This is a genomic window from Specibacter sp. BI4, assembly GCF_056680095.1.
Genome location: NZ_CM155265.1, coordinates 4,380,348 through 4,404,552, shown reverse-complemented (window position 1 = coordinate 4,404,552; position 24,205 = coordinate 4,380,348). Strand labels below are relative to the sequence as shown.

Sequence of the window (24,205 nt, the reverse complement as noted above, 5' to 3'; positions counted from 1 at the left end):
CGTGGACGAGGTTTAGAGCAGTTCGGCCAGAGCCTGGTGTCCGCTGTGGCGGCGGGGAATGAACTGCCCGGTTGTGGTGGTCAATTCACCATCGCGTACAGCAAAGCGTCCCTGCACAATCGTGTGATCGATGCTGATGTCCGAGGCCCAGCCTTCCCAAACGCTATATTCTGCGCCGGAGTGCTGCGTGGCTGCGGTGACATCGAAGCCCTCGTGAGGGTTCACAACGACGAAGTCAGCGTCGAACCCCAGCCGTAGGGCGCCTTTTCTCGCGCCCATGCCAAAAATTTGTGCCGGACGAGTGGACGTCATGTTGACGACGGTTTCCAACGGGATGCCCCGGCGGATTGACTCGGATAGGAACAGGGGGAACATCGTGCCGGTGCCCGGGAAACCGGCCGACGCGCTCCAAATGTCTTTGTCTTTGGCGCTGAAGTGACGCGGCACATGGTCGGAGCCGAGAACGTCGATGCGCCCGTGGCGGATGGCTTCCCACAGGGCCTCGTTGGCTGCGGATTCGCGCAAGGGCGGATTCACTTTGCCTCGGGAACCTACGGGGGAGTCGATGTTCAAGGTTAGGTAGTGGGGGCAGGTCTCGACAAAGAGGTTTGGGTAGTGGCTCTTCTGCCGATCGATGGCCGCCAGGGAGTCAGGGCTGGTGACGTGCACGGCATAGGCTGAGGCGCCGGTGACACTGGCCAGGTAGCCGACGCGTCCTTCGGCTTCTGCTTCCACATAGGCAGGCCGGATCGCATTCCAGGCAGGCAGCCCACCATCGGGATCCTGCACTGTATTTTCACGCAGGCGCCAGACCAGCTCGATGTTCTCGGCGTGCTGGGCGATCAGGCTTCCGGATTCAGCGGCCGCCTCCAAGGCATCAAATAAGAAGGAATCGTCGTTGCCGGGAAGGCCAAGATATGCGCCCTCCGCGCCGCGGAAGTTCGTGAAGACCTTAAAGCTTGAGACACCCATGTCCTCGGCATAGCTGCCGATGTCCCGGACCTGTTCGGGGGTCACCACGCAGAAGTGGAAGCCAAAGTCCGTGTGGGAGTTCGCCGCCATGACGTCCTTGGCCCCGGGGTACACGTCTTGGTACGGCTTCGGACTCATGAGGTAGGCCAGCATGGTGGTCACGCCGCCAGCCGCCGCGGAGGCAGTTTCCCGTTCTGCATCCGCAACAGTTTTGGGTGCGGAGATATCTTGCCCAAGGTGAACATGGGCGTCAATGACTCCCGGCAGAATCCAACGACCATCGACGTCGACTGTCTCCACCGCGTCAAAAGTCGTTTCCGGTGAACTGAACGCCGCGATTTTACCGTCCTTAACGTAGATGTCGGCTGAGGTAAGTCCAATGCCCGGAAGCATCGCTTGGCCGCCGCGAAGGCACAGATCGAAAGTAGTCACAAAAAACTCCTGTTGTTATTGAATGAGGCACAGTGGCCCGGTCATGCATGTGGCACTGATTAGTCGTTGAGGGTGGTCCGACTTTCGAGGCCAAGAACAGCCAGCGTATTCTTCAAGGAAGCCTCCAGATGGGCCTCCAAGACGGTCGTTGCTGCGAGGACATCGCGCGACCGCAGTGCTTGCAACACGTCGAGGTGTTCTCCGCTGGCATGGCGTTTGCGTGTGCCCGATTGCTCTCTGTCGGACAAAGCCAGATAGAGGCGGTGGTTTGCCTCGAGGCAGGCCGCGCTGATTGCTTGATTTCCGGCAAGGGCCACCATGCGCTGGTGGAAGTCCAGCTCGGCGACGTAGGGCCCGGATGACTTGGGTGTCGACGCGGTGTCGGTTCCAAGTCCCTGGGCCGTGTGGTCGGCGATGACTGTATCCAAGTCCGCCAGGTCTTCATCGCTGGCACGGGCAATCACAAGGCGCACGGCGTAGAGCTCGAGAGCGATACGCATTTCGTAGATTTCGACGATCTCCTGAGGCTTGTACTCTCGCACAAACGCGCCCCGGTGGCTTTTGAGTTCCAAGAGCCCTTCCCCAGCCAGTTTCTGGATGGCTTCACGCAGCGGACCTCGACTGACGCCTATGGATTCTGAGAGTGACACTTCATTCAGGCGTTCCCCCGCGACAAGGGTGCCATTGAGGACCATGTCACGGACAATGGATTCGATTTGGCGGGAGATGGTGGATTCTCGGCGGATCGTTCCCTCCTGCCCCTCGGTAGGTGCGGGCGACATTATTTGACCTCTCCCAAATCAATGCCCTTGGTCTCTTTCAACCTCAGCGCGGGCACCAGGGTGATGAGTGCCGTGGCTATTACGAAGAAAGCAGGGGCGAGGGCGGTGCCCGTTGTTTCGGTGAGCCAAGTACAGATGTAGGGAGCGGTGCCACCGGCCACGGCAGCACCAACGCTGAAGCCGAACGCAATGCCGGTATACCGAATTTCCGTGGGAAACATTTCGGCGAACGTGGACAGAGCCACGCCCATAAGTGCGGCGTCAACCAGGCCGAGCAGGATATGGGCGACGATTGCTGTGACACCTCCATGTTCAAAAAGCAGGAAGGCAGGAACGGACAGAACCATGGCAGCAATGGTTGCCCCGATGAAAATGGGGCGACGGCCAACCTTGTCCGAGAGTGCCCCGAACATCGGCATGGCAATGACGGAAACCAGCAGTGTCAGTGTGGTGGATAGATATGCGAAGTTGGAATCGAAGCCCAGGACCCTTTGCATGTGAATGTTCACATAGACGTAGGCAACGTAGTAGGCCGAGAAGAGCAGGATGGACAGTCCGACAACATGGAGGACCACCTTGGGGTACTTGGTAAACATGACACGGATCGGAGCCTGCTTGGCCACAGGAGTGGTTTCCTTGACCGCCTGGAATTCCTCAGACTCTTCAAGTCCATTGCGAATCCACAGACCGAAGAGCCCCAGCGGGATTGCGATCAGGAATGGCAGGCGCCAGCCCCACTCCATCATAGTTTCGCTGCCGAGAGTCAGGTTGAGAATGAACACCGTCAAAGAAGCAATCAATGAACCAACCAGAGCGCCCATCTGCGTTGTTGAGCAGAGCAGTCCGCGATTGGCGTTTGGTGATTTTTCGGCCACGAATGATGCGGCACCACCGAGTTCGCCTCCGGCGGCCAGACCCTGCAAACACCGGGCGAGCACGAGCAGCAGGGTCGACCCCAAACCAATCGCGGCGTAGGTAGGCAGGATGCCAATCAAGCCGCTGGCGACGGCCATAAGGACCACCGTGGCAGCAAGGGCATTCTTTCGGCCGAACTTGTCACCAAAATGTCCGAAAAGCAGGGCACCCACGGGGCGGAGCACAAAAGCAATGGCGAATGTGGCCAACGTTGCGAGCAAGGCGACTACGGGTTCGCCGGCGGCGAAGAAGTGGACGGCCAGGATCGTGGCTACGTACCCATAGATGCCGAAGTCGAAGTATTCAACGATCGACCCTACGGCGCCAGCCAAGACGACTCTGGGGGATATCTTTTGCTGTTCAGTTGAGATTCTGGAGGTGGCTTCAGTGCTCATAATCGTTCCTTAGCCTGACGGGGAGAGGGAGGTGGAATGTGGCGCAGTTCATAGTAAACCTCAGTGAACTGTAAACTGTCAACAGTTCACATTTATTTCAAATCCGTACTTTGCTGATCGCCTGTCACCGGATAGTGGTGACTGTGCTTGAGTCGTTCGCTTGCTCAGCTGGCCTATTTGAGATCAGCAACCACCTGGCGCTTTGGTCCGAAGCTATTGCGGCGATAGGGAGAATGGCGGTGAGGGGGCATCGCCCCGAACTGGAGTGTGAGCCTCTTCGAGCTCGGCGATCGCCAGAACGTCCGTCACCGCGACATTGGCCAACCGTATTTGCTTCAGGCGACCGCTGTCATGGTGTGCATCGATTCCTGGTGCAACAAGCGTCGACCCCATGCCATCAAGTAGGGGCTGCTTCCGGTGCGGTCCCTGGGGTTGTACCTAAATCAAACGGAGCAAGCCGCAGTGTGGCAAGAACGCCCGTCTAGTCCACTAACTTGACGGGCACGTTGAGTGACTCGCGGTATCTCTCACTATTGCCCCTGTCGTGACCAGGGCATGGACATTGGCAACCCGGCTCTTTTCCTGGCTCTAAGCAATAGGGCGACGGCGACATCGAAGGCATGCGGTCCAGCAGCCTGCGGCTCGACGCCTCATCCGCGCGCGCATGACGCCCAGTCTGAAGAGTGTGAATTCCAGACCCTACTAAAACGTTCCTCTGGGCGAAACAAAGATTGTTGCTGTTGGTCAGCTGGTCGACTCTCTGATGGCTAGAAGTTAGGTTATTTGACCTTGTTTGTTGAATTTAGTTGTGAAAAGGACTTCTCAAGTGCACCTTTTCTCGCTAGTGTTGAAGAAATTAGTGTTTCACTCAGCGGAACGAGTCGATTTGGTTAAGTTTCAAGAACCTCTTGCAGGGGTTCGAGTCTTGGATGCGTCAACCATCCTCGCCGGCCCACTGTGCTGCCAGATATTGGGCGACTATGGTGCCGATGTCATTAAGATCGAACACCCCATCAAAGGGGATAGCATGCGTGGGCACGGGGAGAGCAAGAACGGTATCCCCATTTGGTGGAAGGAAGTTGCCCGCAACAAGCGTGCCTTGGCCTTGAGCCTAAGTTCCCCCGACGGTGGCGAAGTTTTCAAGGAGTTGGTCAAGACTGCTGACGTGGTGGTGGAGAACTTTCGGCCTGGCACCTTGGAGAAGTGGGGGATTGGTCCGGAAGTGCTCCACGCCATCAACCCGGGGTTGGTCCTGGTTCGGTTGACTGGTTTTGGCCAAGAAGGGCCTTATTCATCGCGAGCAGGGTTTGGAACGTTGGCTGAGGCGATGAGCGGTTTTGCTCACCTCACCGGTGCCGCTGACGGGCCGCCCACGTTGCCGGCGTTCGGACTTGCCGACAGTATTTGTGGGATCGCGGCTTCCTCCGCTGTCTTGATGGCTCTGCGCCACAAAGATCAGACGGGTGAAGGTCAAGTCGTGGACATCAGCATCCTGGAACCCATCATGACGGCAGTTGGACCTGCTCCGTCCGTGTATGACCAGCTGGGAATTATTGGACAGCGCAACGGTAATCGTTCCACGAACAATGCGCCGCGCAACACCTATTTGACCAAGGATGATCGGTGGGTAGCTATCTCTACAAGCGCGCAAAGCATCGCGGAACGGGTGATGCGCATTGTTGGGCATGCCGAGGTCATCGACGAAGACTGGTTTGCCACCGGCAACAGTCGAGTACAGCATGTGGAGCTGCTCGACGAATATGTAGGTTCCTGGATCAGAAACAAGAACCGTGCTGAAGTGATGGAAATCTTTTCCGAGGCTGGGGCCGCCGTGGCAGCTGTTTACGATGCTAAGGACCTGGTCGAGGATCCGCATGTGCGAGCCACCGAGATGCTCGTTGATGTCCCAGACCGAGATTTTGGCAGCGTCCTTCAACATAACGTGATGTGGCGGATGAGCAGGTCACCGGGCAGCATCAAATTCACGGGCCGTGACTTGGGAGAAGACAGTGAGAGCATTCTCGTTGAACTTGGCTATAAGAACGATCAGATCGCACTTTTGAGAGAAAACGGAGCAGTCAAGTGAGCGACAAATTAATCGACGTCGTAGCCGGGGGGCTTGAGATAGTGGACCTCGGCCGGCAATTGAAGGTCGGGATGCCGCAATCACCCAATCACCCCCAGTTCTGGCACACGCTGCCGCGTAGACATGGTGACATGGTGCGATCCGATGGTGGAAGCGCCGCCAATGACATGATCACTACGGGCACGCATGTGGGAACGCATATCGATGCATTGGCACATGTGAGCCAGGACGGGAAACTGTTCGGGGATGCCGATGCTGGAGAATCTTGCTTGGGCGGAAAGTACGTTGAGCACGGCGTACATACCATCGCGCCCATGATTCGACGGGGAGTATTGCTGGATATCCCCGCTTGTTTGGGATTGGATGATCTTCCCGGTGGGTACGAAATTTCTGTCGCTGATTTGAAGCGCTCGGTGCAGCAACAGGGGATCTCCATCAACCCTGGGGACGTGGTCTTGATCCGCTCGGGGTGGGGCAAGAAATTTGTCGAGGGTGCGGCGTATGTGGGAGGACCATCAGGAGTCCCCGGTATTAGCGAGGCAGGCGCGAGCTGGCTCGCCGAACATGGCATCCACGCTGCGGGAGCGGATACCATCGCCTTTGAACGCATAGCTCCAGGCAGTGGACACGCCCAGCTTCCTGCGCACCGCGTCTTCTTGGTTGAGAACGGGATTTACATCGTTGAAGCATTGGATTTGGAGGAGCTCGCTCGACGAGAGCTTTATGAGTTCACCTTCATACTGGTTCCGCTAAATATTTTTGGAGCTACCGGGTCGCCCGTCAGGCCTTTGGCCGTGGTGCCGGCATGAGCAAGAAAAACAATGGAACATTGGCACAGCAACTTGCCGCTTTCGCCGCCGGGGTGACTTATGAAGACCTACCCCTGGATGTCGTAGATAGCATCAAATCCCGAGTGCTGGATATTCTGGGCATCTGCGCTGCTGCTGCTTCACTGGACACCAGCAGGGGTGCACGGCAGTGGGCCATGGATCAGGGAGGAGTTCCCGAGTCCAGCGCCGTGGGAGTCACGGAGGCGTTGCCTGCTTCACTGGCGGCTTTCGTAAATGGGGTGCTTGCCCACTCTCTGGACTATGACGACACTCACCTACCTTCAGTGTTGCACCCGAGTGCCAGCATCGTTCCGGCGGTTCTTGCCGCGGCTCAAGCGCGGGGGGCGAATGGCAAGGAGCTGATTCGCGCCATTGCCATCGGTTTGGAAGTCTGCGTTCGGCTGGGCATGGCAGGGTATGACAGGGACAAGCAGAATTCCACGTTCTTTGAGCATGGACAGCACGCAACATCCATCTGCGGGGCCATGGGTGCAGCGGCAGCGGTTGCCTCGCTTTATGGCGGCGAGGACATGATTTGTGATTCCTTGGGCGTGGCAGCTTCAATGGCCTCGGGAATTATCGAAGCCAATCGGACGGGTGGAACAGTCAAACGGATTCATTGTGGCTGGGCTGCCCACTCAGCGGTCAGTGCCGTAAATCTTGTCAGATATGGGCTGACTGGACCACCAACTGTCCTTGAAGGACGTTTCGGGTTTTTCCAGGCCTGGTTGCACGGGCAGTTCAACGCAGATGAAATTACTGATGGTCTAGGTACGCGCTGGTCAATCCAAGACATCTTTTTCAAGCCATATCCGGCCAATCATTTCACCCATGCGGCAGTTGATGCCGCGGCAGACCTGCGTCGTTCAGGCCTCAGGCCCGAGGATATCGACTCCATGGTGCTCGGGGTGCCAGCCCCGATCGTGAGGACAATCGGTGAACCCATCGAGGTCAAGCGGCGTCCGGAGACCGGCTATATGGCGCAATTTTCTGGTCCCTACGCTGTAGTTGCGGGACTGCTTGGAGGTGACGGGCTTGAAGTGGGGTTGGATGACTACACCGATGCCCTGGCGACGGACACCTACAGGCGCTCTCTGATGGCCAAGGTCGACGTAGTCCCCAACGAGAAGTGTTCGGCCATTTTTCCCATGCAATTCCCTGCGGTCCTGACCGTGCGCATGAAGGATGGTTCCACCAAGGTCAGCGAAATCCTCACAAACCGTGGAGGGCCGGCACGGCCGCTGACATTTGACGAGCTCACCAGTAAATTCCGGGATAACGCCAGACGGGCAATGAGCGCTGCGGCCATGGACCGACTGCAGAGTCACTGCCGTCATTTGGAACAGACGACAGATATTGCCTCCATCTTCACCGACCTGGTCGTCGCGGATTCATCCGGGATGCCGCTTTTACCCACAATTCAAACTATCAACTCGTAAATGCCACGGCTGCTGTTCAAGGCGCCGATCAAGGGAAAGAAGGGCACGATATGTCTACATATGACCTCGTGATCAAGAATGTCAATGTTGTTCGTCCAGACCAAGACGTCGTGGAGTCCATGGACGTAGCAGTGAAGGACGGGAAGTTTGCCGCCTTTACCGCAACCATCGATGCGTCGGAGGGGACAGAAGTACTCGACGGCCAGGGGAAACACCTGTTCCCGGGCGTAGTTGACGCCCACCAGCATTGGGGCATCTACAACGAGCTCGGTGCGGATACTGAGAGTGAGAGCCGGGCCAGCGCTCAAGGCGGAGTGACAAGCGGGCTGACGTACGTGCGCACCGGGGCCTACTACCTGAACAAATCAGGCCCCTACAAGGAAATCTTCCCCGAGATTCTCAGGACCGCTGAAGGCCGGGCCTATATCGATTACGGGTTTCATGTGGCACCCATCCTCAAGGAACACATTGAGGAGATCCCGGACCTTCTCGATATGGGGGTTCCATCGTTCAAGGTCTTCATGTTCTACGGAATTCACGGCCTGCACGGGCGTTCCTCCGACCAGGGCAAGTTCCTGATGATCCCGGAAGACGAATCCTACGACTATGCACACTTTGAATTCATCATGCGTGGAATCGAGAAGGCCCGCCGGGATCCCAAGTACGCCGACGTCAAGGACCAGATCTCCCTGTCGTTGCACTGTGAGACGGCTGAAATCATGCGTGCGTACACGAAGTTGGTCGAAGAAGAAGGGAAGCTGACCGGCCTCGAGGCGTACAGCGCGTCGCGGCCCCCGCATTCGGAAGGTCTGGCGATCACCATCGCCTCATACCTGGCCTACGAAACTGAATTGCCGAACATCAACTTGCTTCACCTGACCTCAAAGAAGGCCATTGAGGCGGCCATGCTCATGCAACAAACTTTCCCCCACATCAACTTCCGTCGGGAAGTGACAGTGGGCCATCTCCTGGCGGACTGTGAGACGGCGGGGGTAGGCGGAAAAGTGAACCCGCCACTACGTCCGCGTGCTGATGTGGAAGCCATGTGGGAGCACTTGCTCGACGGACATTTCTCGTGGGTGAGCTCGGATCATGCGTGCTGTAAAGAGGAAACGAAGTTTGGTGATCCAAAGGAAGACGTCTTCCTGGCAAAATCAGGGTTCGGCGGAGCAGAATACTTGCTGCCTGGCATGATATCTGAAGGACGCAAGCGCGGGCTGTCGTACAACAGCATTGCCAAGCTCGTGGCCAAGAACCCAGCGGAACGATTCGGCTTGACGGGGAAGGGCAATCTGGCTGTCGGTTACGATGCAGACTTCTGCCTCGTTGATGACACTGTCAGCAATGTGGTTCGTGCCGAAGAATCATTGTCGACGCAGGAATACACGCCGTTTGAAGGATACGAACTCACTGCTGCGGTCACCGACACCTATCTGCGGGGGAACCTGATCTTCCGCGACGGCGACATGATCGGTGAACCGCGAGGCCAGTTCGTCAAACGGTCCGGCAACTAGCCGAACGAATCCGTGGTGTCCATTGCGGCTTAGCGATTTTTGAGGCAGTGGTGCCCGGAACAGGTGTACCCTCCCCATCTGGTCGCCCTCGTCACCGCGTTCAGTCTGACTGTCGACGATTTGTTGGAGGCTCATCCGGGGCGGTTTCCGTACCCGCCCCGGAGTGGCACCCCGTACTTGCCAGAACGATACGGCTGCAACAAGCGACTGTTTCGGCCCGGTGGGAGGGTGAACTGGTGGATCCGGACCTTGACGGAGCACTGACGGTTGGACGGCCAGTCTTCGGGCGGTGACGCCTCCCGCCCCCTAATTGTTTGGGGGCGGGGGGCATGCCTGTCGCGACCCGGCACGGCTTCCCAGCCGAGTAGGCACTGACCGGTGCGAGATTGATAAGGGCCACGCCTTCCCGGACACCCTTGCCGAACTTGGAATATGAACCAGTTCGAGATGACGAGCACCGCATTCCCATCCAAGGATAAGAACAGCTATGACCCTTACCCGAGGGAGGTGGGGACCGTGCAGGGAAATGGCTGCTCCGTCCGGACCGCAAGGGCGAGAATGCCAGGCTCAGAGTCGGCCTTGTAAATCTTTGACTGAATCATGGAATCCTTCAGCGGCACGCCCGGAGCCAAATAGACCTCGCGCAGCATGGTAAATGCCCCAGGCAGGCGCCATTTAGCACCTCTCGCTGTTGACCATGACTGCCGCGATCTGGCACCACGACTGAATCGGCCACACCATCCTCACTGCCGGCGGCTAGTTGACGCTGACTGCCCTCTGGATGGTTTCCTGGGCTCCTCTAACCACAGCGGCATCAATGAGTCTTCCTGCCGCGTCGAGTGCTACCCCGCCCCCAGATTGGTCGAATCGGTGAATTACGTCCTGAGCCGATACAACTTGGTCTTGGCTCGGAGTGAAAACGGTGTGTATGGGATTGACCTGGCTTGGGTGAATAGCCGTACGTGATCGGAACCCCAAGTCATGCATCTTTTGGCTGGATTCTTCGAATGCGCCCAGTTCGCGGATAGCCGTGGAAGTTGGAGCAACGGGCGGAAGCAGCCCAGCGGCGGCACAGGCAATGACGATGCGGGAGCGGATGGAATCCAGAGCGCCTTCAGTTCTTTCGTTTCGAGCCATACGAAGGTCCGCCATCAAATCCACCTCACCAATTGCCAACGTCAGCAATCGTTGGCAGCTGAACAATGCGTCAATAGTGTTTAGTGCTTGCGCACTTTCGAGCAACCCGATGATGCCGATGGAACCCGAGACAAGGCCGTGCCGATGTTCAAGCAGGGCAAGTTCTCTGTCGGTCTCGGCTATCGCGGCCCCGGTACATTTGGCTAGGAAGACCCCGGCCAAGGCCGGCCCAACCACGGCAGCAAGGTCTTCTCCGATGCTATCGGCGCTAATTCTCACCCACATTTGTGGCTCTCGGACTTGCGCTGTCGCCTGCTTCGCGCGTCGATCCGAGCTCCCGAGCCAGTGGCGTAGGGCTTTCCTTGCCACCGGCTTCTCTGCAAATGGCACTGCATCCTCAAGATCAAAAATCAAGGCGTCAGCCGGCCCGGCCGAGGCCTTGGGAAACAACCCGGGTTGATTGGCAGGCACATACAGAAAGGACCTGGGCAGCACTTCAGGGCGTACGGCGTCCACGTCAGCGACTCAAAAGAGCTGTTATTTGCCGGGCGGCAGCGGACACCTTTTTTGCATGCTCACTTACTTCAGCATCTGTGTAGCGGAAGATCGGACCGCAAGAACTAATCGAACCAAGTACGTTCCCAGCTTTTCCAAAGAATGGTGAAGCGACCGAGGCTGCGCCGGTGTCCCTTTCGTTAAGTGAGAGAGCATAGCTGTCCACCTTCACATGCTCCAGCTTATGTCGGTAGCTTGCCTCATCGAAGTCTGTGTGCAGTTTTGCCAGCTGGGCAACAGCCTCGTCCGTGTAACTCGGCGGGAGGTACGCCAAGATGGCTCGGCTGGATGCACCGGAATGCAGTGGATGCCGAATGCCGAGTTCAACGACCATCTTAATAAGTTGAGGGCTCTCGTATTGATCCAAATAGATCCTGGAATGGCTTGACAGCACCGACAGGGTGGCTGTTTCTTGGGTCTTGTCGCGCAAGCTGCGGACGACGGGACCCACCAGTGCGCGAAAATCTGACTGTGTCCAAGCATTGTTCCCCATGCCGATGGCCGCTGGTCCCAGCACGTAGCTCGACGTCGAGGGCAACGTTTGAAGGAGCCCGCGTGAGCTCAGGGAACGCAAAATTCGATGAACGACTGCCTTGCTGAGGGACAGGCTGCGGGCTATCTCTGAGACACCAAGTGGGCCATCAGCGCGGCTGAATAAGAGCAAAACGTCGGCTACACGGTCTGCCGATTCTGTCCCGCCGTCGCTCGTTTTGACATCGATTCGATCGTAACCTGCCATCTTGTGCCTTTCATGTTTGGACAAAGTTTCTCCCTGCAGACTCCTATTTCATCACGTTTTTTCGCTGAGCGGAATGGTTTGCTCCGAAATTTCGATGCACGAACCTAGTATTTCTATGGCAAATCATGGTTCAATGATGAAACGAAGCCGGTGTGATGTAGATCTAGTGGTCCGTTGACCGGAACAGATAACGAGACACTCATTCCTTCGAGCGGAACACGGCTCGAACCCTCTACAACGACGAAAGGTCATCGGGGAACATCATGACTAGGAAAATTCTGACCGTGACACTTGCCTTCGCTCTTTTGGGGCTGACAGCGTGTGGGAGCTCTGGAGGAACCGATGCCGGGACGGACGGCGGCGGTAAAACCATCGCCATTGGTGCCGTTCATCCGCTTAGCGGGAATCTTGCTGGCGTTGGCGGCCTCATGAACAATGGAGCCCAGCTTGCCGTGGAAGACATTAATGCCGCCGGAGGCATCAAATCCCTGGGCGGCACGAAGCTCAAGCTCGATGAGGGCGACAGCCAAGGAAACGCCCAGACAGGACAAAGTGAAGCCCAGAGGCTCATTAGCGATGGTGCTGTGGCACTCGTGGGCACGTACCAGTCCGATGTCACTCAGAATGTTGCCTCCGTTGCGGAACGTGCCAAAGTCCCGCTGGTGATTGACGTTGCTGTGGACGACAAAATCTTGGCGCAGGGCTACAAAAACACCTTCAGGATTCAACCGGACGCAAGCAGCATGGGTGAGTCCGGAGCCAAAGCCTTGGCCGCAATGGGCGCGGAAACCAAGACTGACATAAAGACTGTCTCGTACATCCACATTGAGGGCGCGTTCGGCGGAAGCGTGTTTGCAGCGTTTCAGAAAGAAGCCAAAGCACAAGGCATCACGGTGGCCAAGGAAGTCACCTATTCCGGTGCCAGCTTCTCCGATGCCACCACTCAGGTTACCGAAGCGCTCTCCGTGAATCCCGACGTCGTCGTTGTCACCGGGTATTACCCTGACAACCTCCTTGTTGCCAAGGCGATTCATGCGATCAATCCGGACATCGAAGCTGTCTTTGGAATCGCCAGTGGTGCTTTTGACGACAATGCGTTTCCCGTTGATGCCGGCCCCGCCGCTGACAATATCTTGAGCGCCAACTATCACTACGCTGCAACCAGCAGCCGGGCCGCCGATATCCGCAAACGCTTTGAAGAGAAGTATGGCAAACCCATGGAGACCGCTTCAATGCTCTCCTACCAAGCCGTGGAAGTCATTGCTGCCGGAATTGAAGAAAGTGGTTCCGAAGAGCCGGCCAAAATCCGCGATGCAATTGCCGGCGTCTCAATCGCCGATCCGCTCTTGGCCTTTGACGGTCCAATCGAATTTGACGATCGAGGGCAGAACAAGAACGCAACCGTAATCGTCATGCAGGTACAAAATGGTGCAGTGGAACAGGTCTTCCCGAAGGAATTCGCAACCAAAGACCTCATCTTCCCGACCCCAGGAAAGTAGTTGATGCTATGAGCGTCACATCGCCACACTTGGATGTGGGGGCAGCTCCCCGTTTGGCCCGGCTGCGCAAAATATTCGGCACGGCCGAATGGAAAATCTCTTTTGGCATGGCACTTCTGGTAGTTGCAGCGTTGGTGCTCATCTACATTTTCAGTGGTGTGAACACCACACTGATTACTCAATCGATTGTCACCGGTTTGCTCCTGGGCGGCGTCTACGGGCTCGTGTCGTTAGGACTGACCCTAATCTTCGGCGTACTTGGAATCGTCAATTTTGCCCATGGGGCAATGCTCACCATGTCCATGTTCATTGTGTATTTTTTGGTGTCATCCTTGGGTATCAACGTATATCTGGGCGTACTATTCACCATCCCCATCATGTTCATCTTCGGGTGGACGGTCCAGGCAGTTCTAATGAACCGCCTGACCCAGGACGCCGGACATGAGCGCCCACTGATGGTCACACTGGGAATGTCTCTGTTGATCATCAATTCACTATTGATGATCTTTGGTGGACGCCCGCTCAATGTGGAGTCATCGCTGGAGGGGACGATACCTGTTTTGGGGGCGATAGTGGATGTCCCCAGATTAGTGGCATTCGGCGGTGCAGTACTCGTGGCAGCCGGTCTTGCCGTCCTGTTGAAGAAGAGCTCTCTTGGCCTGGCAGTCCGGGCGGTGGCCGCCAGTGCAACCGGCGCATCACTCGTGGGGGTCAATGTGAACCGGATCTATGCGATGACGTTTGGGTTGGGAGCAGCAGCCGTCGCTGTGGCTGGTGGGCTCATGACCCCTTTCACCAGCCTCATTCCGTCAGCCGGAGAACAATATACGACATTGGCTTTTGTCATCGTGGTACTTGGCGGCCTCGGCAGCATCCCGGGAGCAGTCATCGGCGGCATATTTGTCGGGTTGCTGCAAACTGTCGGTTCATTGTTCTTGCCTGGCAGCGGGTCCCTTCTCCTCGTTTTCGCAATGTTCGTTCTCATCTTGTTTCTTCGTCCACAAGGACTTTTCGGGGCTAAGCAATGACTTCCACAGAACAAAAGCCCGCGCAGACCAGCGCAAAGGTCCGAGTGCCGAACAGCGGCGCCCAACGCCAATACCTAATCCTTGTGGTGGGTTTTGCCGCCTTCATCTTCCTACCTTTCATTCTTCCCGATTCGGCGCAGCCAGTGGTCGTACGGACACTCATTTTTGCAATCATGGCCGTGGGCTGGAACCTGATGAGTGGGTTCGGGGGAATGTTCAGCTTTGGACACGCGGCATTCTTTGGGATCGGCGCCTACACCAACGCCTTCCTGCTGACGGAATTTGGCTTCTCGCCATGGATCTCGATGATAATCGGAGCCATATTTTCTGCGGCGGTGGGCGTGCTCATTGCGTACCTATGTCTCAGATATAAATTGGCGGGTTCATATTTTGCATTGGCGACCTTCGCTTTTGCCCAAATGTTCCTCCTGCTAACTCAGAATCTGGAATTTCTGCACAAAACTGAGGGAATCAACATCCCCCTCCTCCAGGAAGAATCTTGGGTCATGATGCAGTTCGACCAAGACAGCAACAACTACTACTGGATCCCGCTGGTCCTCCTTGCCATAGTTCTTGCCGTTACCATCAGGTACGTCTACTCACGGCCAGGGCAGTTCATTCAAGCTATACGTGACGATGCCACGGCCGCTGAATCGCTTGGCATCAACGTCATGAAGAACAGGCTCATTGCCGTGGCGCTCAGCTGCGCAGTTACCGCAATTGCGGGGACCTACTATACGCAGTACTACCTCTTTGTCGGGCCGGATCAAGCGTTCGGCATGCACGTCTCCACCGACGCCCTCATCCCAGCAGTTGTGGGTGGAATGGGTACGATCTGGGGCCCCCTAATCGGTGCAGTGGTCATTGGACCACTCTCCGAAATCGTGGCCGGCGTATTGCGGAACCCGCCGCCGTTTCTGGAGTTCTTACAAGGCACCAGCGGACTCGATGTTGCGATTTACGCAGTTCTGCTGATTGTCATCGTCATTTTCCTCCCTAAGGGAATCTATGGGACTATTCGTGAGAGGTTTCGCAAATGAGTTTGCTGCGCGTCGAAGGACTCTTTAAGTCATTCGGTGGACTTCACGCCCTCAGGGAGGTGGATATTGAGCTGCCGGAGAATGAGTTCCTGGGCATTATTGGACCCAATGGGGCTGGAAAAACCACACTGTTCTCGGTCCTGTCAGGGCAACTTGCGCCGACTTCGGGAAAGATCACCTTTAATGGTGAGAACATCACCGGCTGGCCAGCGAACAAGGTCGCAGCGCATGGGCTGGTTCGAACCTTCCAGCTCATGCGTCCCTTTGAAAGCATGACTGTTCTGGAAAATGTGGCGGTGGCCTCACATAACAGGCACAGGTCCATCGCCAAGGCCCGCGCCCACGCCGAAGAGGTGATTGAGCGCGTTGGCCTCGGGAAATACATGAATTCAATGTCTGGAACATTGCCCACTGCGGGCCTTAAACGCCTTGAACTGGCCCGCGCACTGGCATTGGAACCCCAGCTGCTTTTGTTGGACGAAGTCTTAGCAGGCTTGGTCCCGTCTGAGCGAGCCCCCATCATCGAGCTGCTCCGCAGTATCCACAGCGATGGCGTAACTGTCATGTTTGTGGAACACATCATGGCGGCAGTAATGGCCCTTTCTGAGCGCCTGCTGGTCATGCATGAAGGACAACAGCTGATGGTGGGATTGCCCGAAGATGTCATTCAGGATCCCAAGGTCATCGAGGCGTACCTAGGAGAGGACTATTCATGATTCTTCAAATGAAGGATGTAAGCGCCGGGTACCGAAAACTTCAGATTCTTCACGACCTGAACATTCACCTTGAAAAAGGAGAAATAGTATCGGTCATTGGTGCCAACGGTGCCGGCAAGACGACTGCGTTGCGTGCGCTGGCAGGGCTGATCCCAGCGAAAAGTGGCCAAATCATCTTCGACGGCAAAGAAATCACGTCACTGCGACCAGACCAGGTTGTCAACGCAGGACTCGTGCACGTGGCAGAAAACCGAGCACTATTCGGCGGACTTGAAGTGATCGAAAATCTGATCATGGGCGCCTACACGCAACCAAAATCAACCATTCGAGGCTCGTTGGAGCAGGTTTTTGAGCTCTTTCCGATCCTGCGCGACAGGAGAACCCAGCGTGCCGACACGATGTCTGGGGGACAGCAACAAATGCTGGCCATCGGGCGTGCCCTAATGGCTCAACCCAAATGCCTGACCTTGGACGAACCATCGATTGGATTGGCACCAAACCTCGTAGCGCAGGTCCTGGGCGCCATCACCAAGATCCGCGACGCCGGGGTGACCGTCCTGATCGTGGAACAAAACGCATCTCAGGCATTGGCTATCTCCGATCGAGCCTACGTGATGGAAAGCGGGGCCATTGTGTTGGAAGGAAGCGGACAGGAATTGGCTGACAGTCCGGAAGTGCGAAAAGCGTACTTGGGTTTGTGACCGAAAGGATCAGGGATGGAATTCCTCGTCAACATAGACATCGATTGGCCGCCGGAGAGCGATGACGCGGCACGCGCGTCGATCACGGAAAAGGAGCTGGCCCAAGGCCAACTCCTGGCCCGCGAAGGAAAACTACGGAGAATTTGGCGTATCCCCGGCCGTTGGGCCAACTGGAGTTTGTACGACGTTCGTGATGCAACCGAACTGCACGAAGCGTTAACGTCCCTCCCACTCTTTCCCTGGATGCGGATCGAAGTCCACGCACTTGCGGAACATCCGAACGACCCCCGTGCGCTGGGCATCCTCCCGCAGGAAATTAAGGCAGAACGGAAAATATGATTCACTTGCTGGCCATCACCCCGCTATGCGTGGACGACGCGGAGCTCACCCGACGCCAAATTCGTTACAACCGGCTCGCTCCCCAGAGTATCGACGTCAAACTTCTCAACCTGGGCAACGAGTCCCATATTCCGAGGGCACTCAATACCCAGGAAGATATTGAAGCCTCAGAAGCGGCTTTGCTTGAACGGTTCCGAGAAGCAGAGTCCAGTGATCGGTACGGACAGGTAGATGGCTTTCTGCCCGATTGCGTTCTCGACCCGGTTGTGGGACGGAACGACACCGGTCTTGACACGCCAATATTCGGATTGCTCCAGCTGTCCTCACACCTGCTCGTCAGCCTGGGGGCCACAGTTGGTGCAGTCGCCCGCAATGAACCTATCGCGCGGGAACTGGATCGAAAGTTTGCCGCCTACGGTCTGGGTGTTCCTCACGGAACTACGTCAGTGTTGGGACTTTCGGTCCAAGACATAGCCGATGACAGGGTTTGGGCTGATGCACTATCCACTCATTTGCAGTCGGTAACTGCGGACTACGTCATCAACGGCTGTTCCGCTGTCGAAATTGCCGATGTACGGACCCGAACAACCATCATCGACCCGACGGCGATGGGCTTGCAGGTCCTGAGTTTGATCGATGCAGCGGATGCCTTCCCCGGGGGGAGGAAGGAACGGTGAACGCCTTACAGCAACAAATCTCGGCCGTTGATGCGTTGGCAGAATTTGCCGTCGGGCTCACCTATGCGAATATGCCCGAGGCAGTTCGCGCCCGGTTGAGCGTGATGATCGTGGACCTGCTCGGAGTAACAGCGGCCGGGGCCCGCACTCCGGAATTCGACAAGTTGCTTCGGAGCTGGCAGTGCCCGCCAGGTGCGGCGCCCCTGGTGGGCCGTTCGGAAGCAACATGCCCCGAAACGGCTGCCTACCTCAATGCTGTGGCAGCATGCTCCTTGGAGCTTGACGAGGGCAATAAACATGCGCAGGGCCATCCGGCGGTGCAGGTATTGTTTGCCGCAATGGCTGCCACGCAACAGTCAAAGCACGAAATTAGCGGACAACTGTTTCTGACTGCCATCGCCGCTGGCTATGAAGTCGCAGCACGATTTGGTCGCGCGCTTCATCGCAATGCGGCGTGGCATACGCACGGGCATTGGGGTTCCACGGGAGCCGCCTGCGCCGCGGCCCTAATCGCAGGTGCAAATCGGGAACAGCTTGCCGCCGCCATAGACGCCTCCACGGCGTTGATGCACGTGACGCCCTGGAATACCGTGTTGGCCGGCAATTTTGTGCGCAATTTTTGGGTCGCGGGCTCCAATATTGCAGGGCTGAACGCCGCTCGGTTGGCCATGAGCGGATTGACAACGAATGCTGGTGCCGCAGTTCATTCACTGGGTGAAATCGTGGGCTCAATTGATACCGGCTCCTTGACCGAGTCGCTGGGAGAGGAATGGCTCGTCGCCCAGGGCTACAGCAAGCGGCATTCCGCATGCTCGTACACACACGCAGCAGTGGACATTGTCCAGATGTTCAAGGCGCAAGAATCCTTTGATATCGACCAGATAGCTACTGTTCGCGTGCGGACTCATTCCCTGGCGAAACCCCTCTTTGGCCCCAATCCCCACAACAGGCTCGCCGCCATGTTCTCATTTCCGTTCGTGGTGAGCACGGCCATCCTAAATACCTCGGTGGGACCGGACGTGATGGACCCTGAGAACCAGAAATTCGCTGAAGCAAATGCCTTCAGCACAAAAGTTGTCATGGAAGTATCTGATGATTTTGACACCTTGTTGCCCGCCGAACGTTGGACAGAGGTGCGGATTACCTTTCTTGACGGAACATCGATGATGACGTCCCAGCCCAATCCAATCGGTGACGTGGACTATTACCCTCTCGGGGCGGCTGAGATTCAGAGCAAACTCCAATCCCTGATTGGCGACCGAGATGCGGCTCAAATCCAGATGATTGTGGCGGCACTGCCGGGGAGCGTGGATGCTCGAAGCACACTGTCAATGCTCAGGGACGTCTAAACCAACATCCAGTCGTATCGGTCGCAAAAACTATCCAACCCGCCGCCATTGTGTGGCCTCTATGCCTAAGGAAGCATCATGACTGACACTGAATATGAGGGTCCCGATCTCGTTGTCGCGGGTGCCGGCGGCGGCTTAATCGCCGCACTGCGTGCCGCGGAACTGGGATTGTCCGTATTGGTCGTTGAAGCCAACGAACACTTCCGCCGAGGCAACAACACCGCCATGTCGACTGCAATGATACCGGGAGCAGGGAGCCGTTGGCAGGTTGCGGCCGGAATCGACGACTCTCCGGAAAAATTTGTTCAAGACATCTTGGCGAAGACTAAAGGTGAAGCAGATACGGAGCTCGCCGTGGCCTTGGCTAATGTCAGCCATCGCCTCGTCGAGTGGATGGCCGATGACCTGAAGATGCCGATGTCTCTGGTGACTGATTTTCCCTATCCCGGGCATTCAAATTTTCGCTGTCACACAGTTCCCGGACGCATAGGCACGGCCATGCTGGACATGATCTACGAACAAGTACGCGCATCGCCCAATATTGACGTCTATGTTCCGGCCCAACTGGACGATGTGATCCTGACTGACGGAGTGGTAAGTGCAGTGGTTGTCAGAACACGGGAAGGCATCGAGGAAATCCCCACGCGCGCGGTCTTGCTGGCTACGAACGGCTTCGGCGCGAATGAGACACTAATGCACCGTCACATTCCCGAGATTGCCGATGCCATTTATCACGGAAGCGAGTGGTCGAAAGGTGATGCCCTTCGCATTGGGGAGAAACTCGGGGCGGCAATTGCCTTTATTGACGCCTACCAAGGACATGCTGCTCTGGCAATGCCTTCGGCTACTCTCGCTGGATGGGCCACGGTCATGCACGGCGGCTTCCTTGTCAATAAGGAGGGAAAGCGTTTCGGCAATGAAACCGTGGGCTACTCCGAATACGCACGCGAATCATTGGAGCATGCCGATGGCCAAGCCTGGATCATTATTGACGAGCGCATACGGGATGCTTGCCAAGCATTTCAGGACTTTCGAGACACTGAGTCCTCGGGCGGCGTGCGATGGGCGGACTCTGTCACCGAACTTGCGGCCGCAGCGGGGATGAATGCCAACGGTCTGGAAACGACGCTTTCAGACGCCTGTGAGTCGGCCCTTGGCCACGCTGGCGATGCATTCAACCGAACCTATTGGGAAGCCCCCCTTGAAGGCAGAATCGGCGCCATCGCCGTCCGCCCGGCACTATTTCACACACAGGGCGGGTTGCGGGTGGACAGGCATGCGCGGGTTCTGGACAGTTCTGGCGTCGAGATAGCTGGACTGTATGCCTCAGGTGGCGCGGCAATGGGAATTTCTGGACATGGGGCCGGCGGCTATCTGGCGGGCAATGGACTTCTCCCTGCTCTCGGGCTGGCCTTCCTGGCTGCCGAACATGTGGCCGGCAAAAGTAGTGACTAGCCGAATGCGTTATGGCACGGTTGCTGCGCAATTCAAGAAGACTGTCAGTGGACATTCCCAAAATTGCCGACGATTGTCTCCACCCGGAGCGGCCCGATTGCCCGGGCGAGAAGGGACCGATCGAACCCGACCCGGATTAGTGCTGCCTACCTGCCGGCATTTACAAGCCGGCCAGCGCCGTTACTGAAATCTCAACGAGCTTGAAGAGGAATGTTGAATCGATGAAAATAGCAGTCTTGCTCAAGGAAGTTCCCGACACCTATGGTGAGCGCAAGCTCAATGCGACGACGGGGCTGGCCGATCGCGCGGTCAACGATGCGGTGTTGGATGAGATTGGGGAGCGTGCCCTGGAGGTGGCTCTCACCCATGCCGATGCCCATGCCGGTACGGAGGTAACGGTGTTGTCGATGGGGCCTGAAACTGTGACGGCAACGTTGCGCAAGGCGCTGTCCATGGGTGCAGACAAGGCCGTCCACATTCTTGATGACGGACTTGTTGGCGCCGACCTTTCGCTCACTGCCGAGGTGCTCTCAGCGGCGCTGCGGCGCGGAGCGTTTGATCTGGTGCTGGCTGGAAACCTGTCCACGGATGGTTCCGGAGGCGTCCTGGCCGCAATGGTGGCGGAACATCTCAACACAGCGCAGCTCTCGGGCCTGTCCACGGTAACTATTTCCGAATCACAGGTTAGGGGCGAGCGGATCACGGAATCCGGGCTTGCCAACGTGCAGGCCACTCTCCCTGCAGTGGTGTCCGTGACCGAGGCACTGCCGACAGGCAGGTTCCCGAATTTCCGCGGCATCATGGCAGCCAAAAAGAAGCCCCTGGACGTCCTGACACTGGCAGACCTTGGCGTCGATGCCGGGGACGAAAAGGCGGGACGTTCAATTGTTGTTGCGGTTGCCGAGCGGGCTGCGCGGTCAGCTGGCGTCAAGATCACTGACGACGGCGCCGCCGCCGGGCAATTGCTGGACTTCCTTGTCTCGAACCGACTGGCCTAAGGAGCATCATCATGGAGTTTTCCAACACCTCAATTCTGGTCGTGGCCGATGTGGACCACGCCGGAATAGTTCGTCCAAGTGCCGCCGCCCTGTTGGGAGCTGCCGCCGAGGTAGGTGCCGCCGTGGCCCTGGTGGTTACGGCGCCCGGCGCCGGAGCCGACGCTGCAGCCGCACTCGGGCGTTGGGGTGCCGCCAGGGTGCTGGTGGTGGAAGCCACGGACGTGGCCACCACCGTGACCCGGCCGGTGCTTGATGCCTTGAGCGCCGCCGTCGAACTCGTCAAACCCGAGGCCATCCTCATCTCCAATTCCGAAGACGGCCGGGATGTTGCCGGCCGATTCGCGGCACGGTCACGCAGCGGCTTGAATGTGGACGCGGTGGCCATTGAACGCGACGAAGAAGGCATCCTCAGCAAACACTCTGTCTATGGAGGCGCATACAACGTTGACGCAGCCGTCAGCGTGGGTGCTCCCGTCATCACCGTGCGCCAAGGTGCCATCGATGCTCGCGCAGAGGCTCGCGACGCGATCGTGGAATCCCTCGAGGTGCCCCCGTCGCAGGCGCCGGCAGCCCAGATTACGAGCTTCAGTGCGGCCACGTCGAACTCCAGCCGGCCGGAACTCCGTGGCGCCAGCAAGGTCGTCTCCGGAGGGCGCGGGCTCGGCTCTGAAGAGCAATTCTCGCTCGTGGGAGAGCTGGCCGACGCTCTTGGCGCGGCGGTGGGGGCCTCCCGTGCCGCCGTCGACGCCGGCTACATTCCGCAAACCCACCAGGTGGGGCAGACAGGGGTTTCAGTGTCGCCCCAGCTTTACGTGGCGCTTGGAATTTCCGGGGCCATTCAGCACAGGGCGGGCATGCAGACGGCCAAAACCATTGTGGTGATCAACAAGGACGCCGATGCGCCGCTGTTTGAGATCGCCGACTTCGGGATCGTGGGAGACGTCTTCACCGTGGTTCCCGCTCTGATTGCCGGCCTTGAAGCAAGGAAAGTAGTCAGCGCATGAGTGAGGAAGCAGGCCAGGCGCCACCCCTCAAGGTGCGCCGCGGCCTACCCCGAGTGGCAGGAACCGACGGCCAGGTGGCTGCCGTGAACAGTTCGGCCGCTATGCCGGACGTTGCACCACAACGTCCCATCGCTCCCGCGCCCGAAAGTGCCGCGCCCGCCCCCGACGCAGCTCCGGCTTCCGCGCTCGCAGCAAGTGCGGGCCCGGCGCGACGGCGGGGCCTGCCCAGGACCGCGGATGGGATCAACACCGCGACGGCGAACGCCGAAGCTGCTTCGACCGCAACTACGGCCGTAGCAACGGCGCCTGCAGCTGCAACCGCCCCGGCCAGCAATGCGGCGCCATCTGTAACCGCGACGGAACGACCTGCCGTGACTGCGCGGCAACCCCTGACGCAAACCACGTCACGGCGCCGGCAGGCAGATCAAGCCTCGGCGCCGGCAGCCGTGAAGTTCGACAAGACGGCGTTCCTGAAAAGTCCCCGTGGTCTGGCTGTGGCAGCGGCAGGGCTCTTGGTGGTCGTTGCCGTCGTCGTGCTGGCATCCCGCTGGCTGGTGACCTTGGATTCCATGCAGGACTTCCTCATCACCTACCCAGGTGAAAGTCATTTGCCAGCCAACGCACCCGTGGGACTTCCTGCGTGGCTGGGATGGCAACATTTTCTCAATGCCTTCTTCCTCGTGTTGATCATCCGCACCGGGTGGCAGGTCCGCACGCAAAAACGCGCCCCAGCCTCATGGACGCGCAACAACAGTGGCTTCATCAAGACTAAGAATCCGCCCAAGAAGATCAGCCTCACGCTCTGGGCACACCTGAGTTTGGATGCGTTGTGGGTCATCAATGGCATTGTCTTTATCGTGGTGTTGTTCGCGACGGGGCAGTGGATGCGGGTGACTCCTACGTCGTGGGACGTCTTCCCGAATGCCCTTTCTGCTGCGCTGCAGTACTTGTCGTTGGACTGGCCGATGGACAATGGTTGGGTCAACTACAACAGCCTGCAGCTGCTGGCGTACTTTTTGACCATCTTTGTTGCGGCGCCGTTGGCCGCGATCACCGGATTCCGGATGTCAGACGCCTGGCCAATGAAGGCCACCCGCCTGAACAAGCTGTACCCCATGGAAGTGGCCCGGGCCATCCATTTTCCGGTCATGCTGTACTTCGTTTTGTTCGTGATTGCCCATGTCACCCTCGTCATGGCGACAGGCGCCCTGCACAATCTCAATCACATGTTCGCAATGCAGGACACCGGCAGCTGGATCGGATTCTGGATCTTCTTCGCCTCCACGCTGGTCATGGCCGGTGCGGTGTTCGCCTCCAGGCCACTGGTCTGGGCGCCCATTGCGCAGCTATTTGGCAAAGTAGGTCGGTGACGCCGCCCCAACGCGGCGGCGCCCCTGTCATCGCAAGTGACAGCGGCGCCGTCGAACGGTGTCGTCAGGCTGGAACGTGACGGTATCGATGAGGAAGGTTGTACCGACGCCGAAGCAAGAAGTCTTGAGGCGTAGTTAGGAGAATAGCCAACCGCAGAAACGTTTGCACGACCCCGGTCGATCCACAGGACTACGAACCCGAGGGTCACCCCGGCCAGTGAGGTGCTTCAGAT

Annotated in this window: 21 protein-coding genes; 16 read left to right on the top strand and 5 right to left on the bottom strand. The window is 57.7% G+C overall.

Translation table 11 applies throughout. The annotated features are described in order from the left end of the window. Positions 1–12: 12 nt before the first annotated feature. Genes AC1L6K_RS19885 through AC1L6K_RS19875 form a run of 3 tightly spaced genes read right to left on the bottom strand, consistent with a single transcriptional unit; the run spans position 13 to position 3,496 of the window. The gene (locus AC1L6K_RS19885; protein WP_480950549.1) at positions 13–1,404 is read right to left on the bottom strand and encodes a dihydroorotase; all 1,392 of its coding nucleotides are present in this window, start codon (positions 1,402–1,404) and stop codon (positions 13–15) included. 59 nt (positions 1,405–1,463) lie between these two features. Beyond that, positions 1,464–2,186, bottom strand: a complete 723-nt coding sequence (locus AC1L6K_RS19880) for a GntR family transcriptional regulator (protein WP_480950548.1) — start codon at positions 2,184–2,186, stop codon at positions 1,464–1,466. After that, positions 2,186–3,496 (bottom strand): MFS transporter, encoded by a 1,311-nt coding sequence (locus AC1L6K_RS19875; protein WP_480950547.1) that lies wholly within the window; start codon positions 3,494–3,496, stop codon positions 2,186–2,188. Before AC1L6K_RS19875 ends, AC1L6K_RS19880 begins: the two co-directional genes overlap by 1 nt. An 826-nt stretch (positions 3,497–4,322) precedes the next feature. Between AC1L6K_RS19875 and AC1L6K_RS19870 the strand changes: the two genes are divergently transcribed. From AC1L6K_RS19870 to AC1L6K_RS19855, 4 genes are read left to right on the top strand one after another with little or no spacing between them, the layout of a single operon-like run. Then, positions 4,323–5,582, top strand: a complete 1,260-nt coding sequence (locus AC1L6K_RS19870; RefSeq protein ID WP_480950546.1) for a CaiB/BaiF CoA transferase family protein — start codon at positions 4,323–4,325, stop codon at positions 5,580–5,582. Then, the gene (locus AC1L6K_RS19865) at positions 5,579–6,391 is read left to right on the top strand and encodes a cyclase family protein (RefSeq protein ID WP_480950545.1); all 813 of its coding nucleotides are present in this window, start codon (positions 5,579–5,581) and stop codon (positions 6,389–6,391) included. The genes AC1L6K_RS19870 and AC1L6K_RS19865 overlap by 4 nt, the downstream gene beginning before the upstream one ends. Further along, a complete protein-coding gene (locus AC1L6K_RS19860; protein WP_480950544.1) occupies positions 6,388–7,851 on the top strand; it encodes an MmgE/PrpD family protein in 1,464 nt (487 codons plus the stop codon). Before AC1L6K_RS19865 ends, AC1L6K_RS19860 begins: the two co-directional genes overlap by 4 nt. Positions 7,852–7,901: 50 nt before the next feature. Then, positions 7,902–9,365, top strand: coding sequence for a dihydroorotase (locus AC1L6K_RS19855; RefSeq protein ID WP_480950543.1), 1,464 nt, complete (start codon positions 7,902–7,904; stop codon positions 9,363–9,365). Positions 9,366–10,121: 756 nt separating this feature from the next. Here AC1L6K_RS19855 and AC1L6K_RS19850 read toward each other — a convergent pair. Both AC1L6K_RS19850 and AC1L6K_RS19845 read right to left on the bottom strand, forming a co-directional pair. Further along, positions 10,122–11,018 carry an HpcH/HpaI aldolase/citrate lyase family protein gene (locus tag AC1L6K_RS19850; RefSeq protein WP_480950542.1) on the bottom strand — a complete coding sequence of 299 codons (897 nt, stop codon included), beginning with the start codon at positions 11,016–11,018 and terminating at the stop codon, positions 10,122–10,124. A gap of 1 nt (position 11,019) precedes the next feature. Then, the gene (locus AC1L6K_RS19845) at positions 11,020–11,820 is read right to left on the bottom strand and encodes an IclR family transcriptional regulator (RefSeq protein ID WP_480950541.1); all 801 of its coding nucleotides are present in this window, start codon (positions 11,818–11,820) and stop codon (positions 11,020–11,022) included. 260 nt (positions 11,821–12,080) lie between these two features. Here AC1L6K_RS19845 and AC1L6K_RS19840 point away from each other — a divergent pair, with 260 nt between their 5' ends. The 12 genes from AC1L6K_RS19840 to AC1L6K_RS19785 all read left to right on the top strand — a co-directional run bounded on the left by AC1L6K_RS19840 (position 12,081) and on the right by AC1L6K_RS19785 (position 23,972). Further along, a complete protein-coding gene (locus tag AC1L6K_RS19840) occupies positions 12,081–13,295 on the top strand; it encodes an ABC transporter substrate-binding protein (RefSeq protein ID WP_480950540.1) in 1,215 nt (404 codons plus the stop codon). Between the two features lie 8 nt (positions 13,296–13,303). Continuing rightward, positions 13,304–14,323, top strand: a complete 1,020-nt coding sequence (locus AC1L6K_RS19835) for a branched-chain amino acid ABC transporter permease (protein WP_480950539.1) — start codon at positions 13,304–13,306, stop codon at positions 14,321–14,323. Then, entirely contained in the window at positions 14,320–15,363 is a 1,044-nt protein-coding gene (locus AC1L6K_RS19830) for a branched-chain amino acid ABC transporter permease (protein ID WP_480950538.1), read from the top strand. Before AC1L6K_RS19835 ends, AC1L6K_RS19830 begins: the two co-directional genes overlap by 4 nt. Further along, complete coding sequence (locus tag AC1L6K_RS19825) at positions 15,360–16,079, top strand: ABC transporter ATP-binding protein (protein ID WP_480950537.1); 720 nt, start codon at positions 15,360–15,362, stop codon at positions 16,077–16,079. The genes AC1L6K_RS19830 and AC1L6K_RS19825 overlap by 4 nt, the downstream gene beginning before the upstream one ends. After that, positions 16,076–16,780, top strand: coding sequence for an ABC transporter ATP-binding protein (locus AC1L6K_RS19820; RefSeq protein ID WP_480950536.1), 705 nt, complete (start codon positions 16,076–16,078; stop codon positions 16,778–16,780). The genes AC1L6K_RS19825 and AC1L6K_RS19820 overlap by 4 nt, the downstream gene beginning before the upstream one ends. 15 nt (positions 16,781–16,795) lie before the next feature. Beyond that, a complete protein-coding gene (locus tag AC1L6K_RS19815; protein ID WP_480950535.1) occupies positions 16,796–17,119 on the top strand; it encodes a muconolactone Delta-isomerase in 324 nt (107 codons plus the stop codon). Next, a complete protein-coding gene (locus AC1L6K_RS19810) occupies positions 17,116–17,796 on the top strand; it encodes an aspartate/glutamate racemase family protein (RefSeq protein WP_480950534.1) in 681 nt (226 codons plus the stop codon). The genes AC1L6K_RS19815 and AC1L6K_RS19810 overlap by 4 nt, the downstream gene beginning before the upstream one ends. Further along, a complete protein-coding gene (locus AC1L6K_RS19805; RefSeq protein ID WP_480950533.1) occupies positions 17,793–19,145 on the top strand; it encodes an MmgE/PrpD family protein in 1,353 nt (450 codons plus the stop codon). Before AC1L6K_RS19810 ends, AC1L6K_RS19805 begins: the two co-directional genes overlap by 4 nt. 78 nt (positions 19,146–19,223) lie before the next feature. After that, positions 19,224–20,600, top strand: a complete 1,377-nt coding sequence (locus AC1L6K_RS19800; protein WP_480950532.1) for an FAD-dependent oxidoreductase — start codon at positions 19,224–19,226, stop codon at positions 20,598–20,600. Between the two features lie 221 nt (positions 20,601–20,821). Continuing rightward, on the top strand, positions 20,822–21,598 hold the full coding sequence (locus AC1L6K_RS19795; RefSeq protein ID WP_480950531.1) for an electron transfer flavoprotein subunit beta/FixA family protein: 777 nt from the start codon (positions 20,822–20,824) through the stop codon (positions 21,596–21,598). An 11-nt stretch (positions 21,599–21,609) separates the two neighbouring features. Further along, complete coding sequence (locus AC1L6K_RS19790; protein WP_480950530.1) at positions 21,610–22,602, top strand: electron transfer flavoprotein subunit alpha/FixB family protein; 993 nt, start codon at positions 21,610–21,612, stop codon at positions 22,600–22,602. A 470-nt stretch (positions 22,603–23,072) separates the two neighbouring features. Next, complete coding sequence (locus AC1L6K_RS19785; RefSeq protein ID WP_480952833.1) at positions 23,073–23,972, top strand: cytochrome b/b6 domain-containing protein; 900 nt, start codon at positions 23,073–23,075, stop codon at positions 23,970–23,972. The last annotated feature ends 233 nt before the right edge of the window (positions 23,973–24,205 follow it).

Bases quoted from the DNA above. Each gene is read 5' to 3' on its own strand.
- AC1L6K_RS19880 (WP_480950548.1), bottom strand. From the start codon at position 2,186: ATGTCGCCCGCACCTACCGAGGGGCAGGAGGGAACGATCCGCCGAGAA.
- AC1L6K_RS19875 (WP_480950547.1), bottom strand. From the start codon at position 3,496: ATGAGCACTGAAGCCACCTCCAGAATCTCAACTGAACAGCAAAAGATA.
- AC1L6K_RS19860 (WP_480950544.1), top strand. From the start codon at position 6,388: ATGAGCAAGAAAAACAATGGAACATTGGCACAGCAACTTGCCGCTTTC.
- AC1L6K_RS19855 (WP_480950543.1), top strand. From the start codon at position 7,902: ATGTCTACATATGACCTCGTGATCAAGAATGTCAATGTTGTTCGTCCA.
- AC1L6K_RS19835 (WP_480950539.1), top strand. From the start codon at position 13,304: ATGAGCGTCACATCGCCACACTTGGATGTGGGGGCAGCTCCCCGTTTG.
- AC1L6K_RS19830 (WP_480950538.1), top strand. From the start codon at position 14,320: ATGACTTCCACAGAACAAAAGCCCGCGCAGACCAGCGCAAAGGTCCGA.
- AC1L6K_RS19825 (WP_480950537.1), top strand. From the start codon at position 15,360: ATGAGTTTGCTGCGCGTCGAAGGACTCTTTAAGTCATTCGGTGGACTT.
- AC1L6K_RS19820 (WP_480950536.1), top strand. From the start codon at position 16,076: ATGATTCTTCAAATGAAGGATGTAAGCGCCGGGTACCGAAAACTTCAG.
- AC1L6K_RS19815 (WP_480950535.1), top strand. From the start codon at position 16,796: ATGGAATTCCTCGTCAACATAGACATCGATTGGCCGCCGGAGAGCGAT.
- AC1L6K_RS19810 (WP_480950534.1), top strand. From the start codon at position 17,116: ATGATTCACTTGCTGGCCATCACCCCGCTATGCGTGGACGACGCGGAG.
- AC1L6K_RS19800 (WP_480950532.1), top strand. From the start codon at position 19,224: ATGACTGACACTGAATATGAGGGTCCCGATCTCGTTGTCGCGGGTGCC.
- AC1L6K_RS19795 (WP_480950531.1), top strand. From the start codon at position 20,822: ATGAAAATAGCAGTCTTGCTCAAGGAAGTTCCCGACACCTATGGTGAG.
- AC1L6K_RS19790 (WP_480950530.1), top strand. From the start codon at position 21,610: ATGGAGTTTTCCAACACCTCAATTCTGGTCGTGGCCGATGTGGACCAC.